General features: G+C 44.7%; 4 protein-coding genes and 1 pseudogene. 3 read left to right on the top strand and 2 right to left on the bottom strand.

Annotated features, from left to right (window positions below; genetic code table 11):
- A partial coding sequence (gene malT / locus ACP45E_RS08015; protein WP_069584868.1) for an HTH-type transcriptional regulator MalT occupies nt 1-2,250 on the top strand: 2,250 nt, incomplete at its 5' end.
- A 101-nt stretch (nt 2,251-2,351) separates the two neighbouring features.
- Here malT and ACP45E_RS08010 read toward each other — a convergent pair.
- Nucleotides 2,352-2,708: a YibL family ribosome-associated protein gene (locus ACP45E_RS08010; RefSeq protein ID WP_017034806.1), complete on the bottom strand. Its 357-nt coding sequence runs from the start codon at nt 2,706-2,708 to the stop codon at nt 2,352-2,354.
- A 250-nt stretch (nt 2,709-2,958) separates the two neighbouring features.
- Between ACP45E_RS08010 and ACP45E_RS08005 the strand changes: the two genes are divergently transcribed.
- The gene (locus tag ACP45E_RS08005) at nt 2,959-3,753 is read left to right on the top strand and encodes a DUF4344 domain-containing metallopeptidase (protein WP_017037556.1); all 795 of its coding nucleotides are present in this window, start codon (nt 2,959-2,961) and stop codon (nt 3,751-3,753) included.
- 174 nt (nt 3,754-3,927) lie between these two features.
- Nucleotides 3,928-5,589: a methyl-accepting chemotaxis protein gene (locus ACP45E_RS08000; protein WP_017034808.1), complete on the top strand. Its 1,662-nt coding sequence runs from the start codon at nt 3,928-3,930 to the stop codon at nt 5,587-5,589.
- Between the two features lie 59 nt (nt 5,590-5,648).
- On the opposite strand, the pseudogene ACP45E_RS07995 reads toward ACP45E_RS08000, so the two are convergent.
- Nucleotides 5,649-5,815, bottom strand: a pseudogene (locus ACP45E_RS07995) (phosphatase PAP2 family protein); the annotation flags it as partial.

Below are 5,815 nucleotides of genomic sequence, written 5' to 3'. Positions count from 1 at the left end.
ACGCTTGTGGTGACAAGCCGAGCAGCGCCGCCATTAGGAACCGCTAACCTGCGTGTGCGTGATCTGATGATTGAGATTGGCAATGAGTTACTGGCTTTTGATACAGAAGAAACCACACGATTCTTTAACCAGCGCGTCACCGATGGCATTGATACTGACACGGCAAAGAACCTGCAAACCTACGTTGAAGGTTGGCCATCCGCACTGCAATTAATTGCTCTCCAGGCTCAGCATCAAAAACGAACATTGGCCCAGTCAGCAGAATCTGTATCGCAGTTTAATCACGCGCATTTATGGGATTATTTGGTAGAAGAAGTGTTCGACTTGCTTGACCAAGAAACAAGGCAGTTCTTATTACAATGTTCGGTACTGGATCATTTCAATGATCAGCTCGTCTGTGCGCTGACCCAACGAGACGATGCTCTCAGCATGATCGAGTCTTTGAATCGCTACGGGTTATTTATTTACCCTCTTGAAGACGAGAAAAACTGGTACCGATTCCACAATTTATTCGCCGAGTTTCTCGCCCATGAACGTATGGCTCGCATTCCTCAACAAGAGCAACATTTGCATAAAACCGCCGCACAAGCTTGGTTGAAGTTAGAGTCGCCACACCAAGCGTTGCAGCATGCGCAAAAAGCCAAAGACAGCGAGCTCGTTGCAACCATTTTAACCAGCTATGGTTGGAAAATGTTCAACCAAGGAGAGCTACAAACACTTGAACGAGCGATTAAAACACTAGAGCCCACTCAACTCTATACCGAACCAAAGCTGTGTATGTTGGAAGCCTGGTTAGCACAAAGTCAGCACCGATATAATGATGTAGGTGATTTGCTCGCCCAAGCTGATGAGCAGATGCCGCTGTACAACGTAACCCCTACAACCAAAGAGCAAGGGGAGTTTAACGCATTACGAGCGCAAGTCGCGATTAACCGAAATGAGCCACAAAAAGCACTGGAACTCGCGGAACTGGCCCTGAGCCAACTTGATCATACGGTCTACCGCAGCCGAATTGTCGCGACCTCTGTCGTGGGGGAAGTCAATCACGTTACCGGCCACTTGAGCCGAGCCTTACCCATGATGCAACAAACAGAAAAGCTGGCCCGTCAATATCAAGTTTACCACCAAGCGCTATGGGCCATGCTGCAACAAAGTGAAATCTTGATCGCTCAAGGCTATGTTCAGGCGGCTTTTGAAGTACAAGACAACGCGTTTAAATTGGTTGAAGAGCAGCAACTTCAGCAAGTACCAATGCATGAATTTTTACTGCGTTTACGCGCTCAAGTTTTTTGGTGCTGGAATCGACTCGATGAAGCCGAAGAGTGCGCTTATAAAGGGTTACATGTGTTAGGCAAACATGATCCAAGCAAGCATCTGCACAGCTACTCCATGCTGGCACGTATCGCTATTGGACGAGGAGAACTGGATAAAGCCGCCAAATTTATCGACCAAATCGTCCATCTGTTAAAACAATCAACCTACCACGTTGATTGGACAGCAAACGCATCGCTTTCATTGATCTTATTTTGGCAAGCCCGCGGCGATAAAGACGCTATTCGCCAGTGGCTTGATACAGCAGTAAGGCCCGAAGAGGCGTGCAATCACTTTACACAACTTCAATGGCGTAATATCGCACGGGCTTATATCAATTTAGGGGAAACAGACAACGCGCAAAAAACGCTCGATTTTATTCAAGAACAAGCCCAAAAAGCGCACCTCCTCACTGACAGAAATAGAAACCTCATTGTGGAAGGTGTTCTCTCGGTAAAACAAGGGAATGAAGATCAGGCCAAAGATAAGTTGAAGCAAGCCCTAGAGTTAACGAATCAAACTGGGATTTTAGGCAACTTTCTCATCGATGGTGGAAAGATTGGCCACCTGCTTGAAAAACTCAGTACTAAATCTGAACTGGGCGATCTTGAACGCCACCGTGCACAACAACTCACCAAAGATATCTCAACCACTCAACGCAGCCGATCGGTTCACTTTGATGAAGAATTTGTCGAGAAGTTAGTGAATCATCCCAATATTCCCGAACTGGTGAGAACGAGCCCTCTTACCCAGCGAGAATGGCAAGTCTTAGGGTTAATTTATTCTGGGTTTAGTAATGAGCAAATAGCCCAAGAACTGGATGTTGCAGGTACCACCATTAAAACCCATATCCGAAATTTGTATCAAAAGCTCAATATTGCTAATCGTAAAGAAGCAATTAGAACCGCCGAACATTTACTGCAACTGATGGGGTTTTAAATTCACCCTTCTTGTAGATACACCAAAAAAACGCCCCAACAAGTTATCCTTGTTGGGGCGTTTCTGCATTGATCTTTGTAAACAATAAACATCACATGAGACTAGAATTTCTTAGGTGCAAAACCTGTCATCACATCACAACGTAATGCCTTACCCAGCTTCGTCATTGGGTGAACAATCACTAACCCTTTTACGGATTTTTTCAACTTGCCCATATCCGCCTGTTCAGCTTTGGTAATTTCACGAGAGAACGGCATATCGGATAGGTCTTTACGCTCTTTGTTAAGATCGTAATCTTGCTTGTGTTTGAGTTGGGCGATCTTTTTGTTAATTTTCTCAATTTCATCCGTAAATTTTGAGATCATAGCCTGATCGCCACGAGATTTCGCCGCATCTAACTTAAACTTACACTTATCTAGGCGGTGATTTAATTGCTGTACTTCTTTTTTTGAACTCATGACTCATGACTCTTGGATGAACTTTGGGCGCGGAGTATATCACACTCTACTACCAACCCATAGATCGTTATTCTATGGTTTTTCCATCACTATTCTCTTTCTTCTTGACGGTAAATTTCCAACCATAAACGGATACAGGCATAGAATGGTTGAAACAGCCCCTACCCCATAAACAGAATAAATAAGCTGAATTAATTAAGCAGAATCCACTAAACTGACTAAACCGCATTGATAACAAGGATGATAGACCATGCATGACCGAATTCTCTCAGTATTAGCAGCCGCACTGCTAATGGTGTCCACCCCTTTAGCCGCAAAAGATTCCATCACCATCGACTATCTAACCCCCGCCACAGATCAAGACAAACACACACAGCAAGCCATCAAAGAAAGCGGAATTAACGAGCTCATCTCTGAGCTTGCACACTCCCATTTCCCTTTCAATAAACCCCTAGTAATTCAATACGGCAGTGAAGATGGCCCACTATACGATCCAGAGCTTCATCAGGTATCCATCCCTTATCCGTTTTATCAACAATCCCTGCAGTACTTTACCAAGAATGACTACCAGAAACGTTTTAACAAACCAGCCCAACAGGGCGCGATAGATACCTTATTTCATACTCTACTTCATGAAGCCGGACACGCTTATATCCATGACCAGAAAATTCCAATATTGGGCAAAGAAGAAGATGCGGTTGATAACTTTGCCACGATTATGTTGATTGAATACATTGATAACGGTGCCGATGTTGCTATTAGCGCAGCTGATATGTTCGCATTTGAATCTGACGATAGGCCCGACTACTACGATTTTGGTGAATACATTGATGAACATAGCTTTGACCTTCAGCGCTATTTTTCCACCTTATGCTTAGTCTACGGCAGTGACCCTAAAACCCATCAGAATCTACTTAATGAAGTTGAACCGGATTACCTATCCGAGCGCCAAGAGTTTTGCGAATTTGAATATCACAACCTCTCCCAAAACTGGCACTCCTATCTAGGTCAGGATAGACAAAATTCAAAATCCGTGACTGACTGAAATTACTCACTTTTCTATGTAATGAGAGCAAGAAAACAACTTCTCTGTGATACAGAGACCAATAACCGAACGATTTTTGCCCAACAGCGTCAACTTTATCTAATCTAAAAGGACAAGAATTAACAATTATTTCGACTGGGGAGCAAACCTCAGCGTACGTCCAAGGAAGTAACTATGAATTTATCCATTCGCAATCGACTCTACATCTTATCCATTGTGCCATTACTGATTATCGCCATTGGTATGATGTGGTTTACCTATTTAAAAACCACGGGGTTCAACCAGCAACAAATCGAACTGACTCGCTCGAATATGATGAAAATGAAACAAGCCGAATTACATAGCTATCTAGAACTGGCTAAATCCTCTATCGATCCATTTTTACAACGCGGCGCAACCTTAGAAGAAGCCTTGCCAACACTGCAATCGCTCGAGTATGGCGAATCGGGTTATGTCTTTGGCTACGATTCAAAAGGGGTGCGAATCGTGGTGGGTAAAGGAACCAAGGGCATTGGTGATAACTTTTTTAACTTGCAGGACCAGCAAGGTAATTACCTAATTCAAGACCTGATTAAAAACTCAAAAACCGGAGAGTTCACCACCTACTACTTCCCGAAACCGGGTGGAACCGTGGCACTGCCAAAACTTAGCTATTCAATGTTCATTGCGGAGTGGGACTTAGTCATCGGGACTGGTTTTTATACCGATGATATTGATGCAGTGATTGTTGAAATGCAAGAGTCCGCTCATAATGCACTCAATGAAACCCTTGAAGCGATCGTCTTTTTCTGTGTTGTGATCGCCGCCTTTGTTGCTGCGTTTGCCATATTCGTCACCCGCAGTATTTTGCATCCTATTGATGTTTTAGATAAATCCATCAAATCCTTTGCCAGTGGTAATGCGGATCTGACCGCTCGCATGGAAACCTTCAAAATACCTGAATTCGCCGATCTCAGTGCTAATTTCAATCGCTTTGTTGAGAGCTTACAAAATATCATTCGTAATGTGAGTGATGTAGGGCAGCAGGTTGTCAGTGAAACCGATGATATGTCCAGCCGAGCAGCACAAGTTGATGAACTTGCCTCAGGGCAGCGTGAAGAGACCGAACAGGTGGCCACGGCAATGACAGAGATGACCACGACCGCCGGCGAGATTTCAAACAACGCTAGCCATGCCGCCGAATCCGCAAACGAAGCGGAAAGCCACGCCAAAGATGCTCAACAAATTGTTAACTCCGCGGCAAATTCGGTGAGAGAGTTGGCGCTCGAAGTGTCGCAAGCCAGTGATGTTATCTCACGACTAGAAAGTGATGTTAAGAACATCTCTTCTTCTCTCGAAGTTATCCAAGATATCGCAGAGCAAACGAACTTATTAGCACTTAACGCAGCGATCGAGGCGGCTCGTGCAGGTGAACAAGGCCGAGGCTTTGCTGTCGTGGCTGATGAAGTCCGTAAACTCGCCAGTCGAACACAAGAGAGTACCGGCGAGATTCACTCTATGATAGAGCAATTGAAATCCGCTTCCGATGATGCGGTTAAAGCAATGGATTCAAGCCAAGCGCGTGGCGATAGTACTGTCAAAGAAGCGAATGAAGCTGCGCAAGCCTTAGTGAAAATTCAAGAGTCTATTGTGACCATCATGGATATGAATTCACTCATCGCGACCGCAACAGAAGAGCAAAGCATTGTTGGACAAGAAATATCACAGCGCATTGTGGTTATTTCAGATCAAAGTAGCCAATCGGCTGGGCTGGCGAATCAAAACCGTTCCGGTAGCCAACAGCTGAATGGGCGGGCGAAAGAGCTGTATGATCTGGTTGGGCGCTTTACGGTTTAGTCTAGTTCACCCCATACGTTACCTAAATAAAAACACCAGCGCTTGGCTGGTGTTTTTATTTACATATGTTGAATCGCTTTAGGCAACCGCAAATACAGCCGGTTAGCTATTGTATCGAAACTCGGCATAACCGCATAAACCGCAGCAATAAATAGTGTGGACCCAACAAGATCAATAGGCCGATGCATTCCTAACCATAACCGGCTATAGGCGACCGCTGAAGCCC

The sequence above is a fragment of the Vibrio genomosp. F10 str. 9ZD137 genome, assembly GCF_049974785.1.
Classification (GTDB): Bacteria; Pseudomonadota; Gammaproteobacteria; order Enterobacterales; family Vibrionaceae; genus Vibrio.
Note: the sequence above shows the minus strand (reverse complement) of the source record. Positions and strands in the feature narration are given on the sequence as shown.

Coding starts and splice junctions, on each gene's coding strand:
- ACP45E_RS08010 (WP_017034806.1), bottom strand. CDS start 2,708: ATGAGTTCAAAAAAAGAAGTACAGCAATTAAATCACCGCCTAGATAAG.
- ACP45E_RS08005 (WP_017037556.1), top strand. CDS start 2,959: ATGCATGACCGAATTCTCTCAGTATTAGCAGCCGCACTGCTAATGGTG.
- ACP45E_RS08000 (WP_017034808.1), top strand. CDS start 3,928: ATGAATTTATCCATTCGCAATCGACTCTACATCTTATCCATTGTGCCA.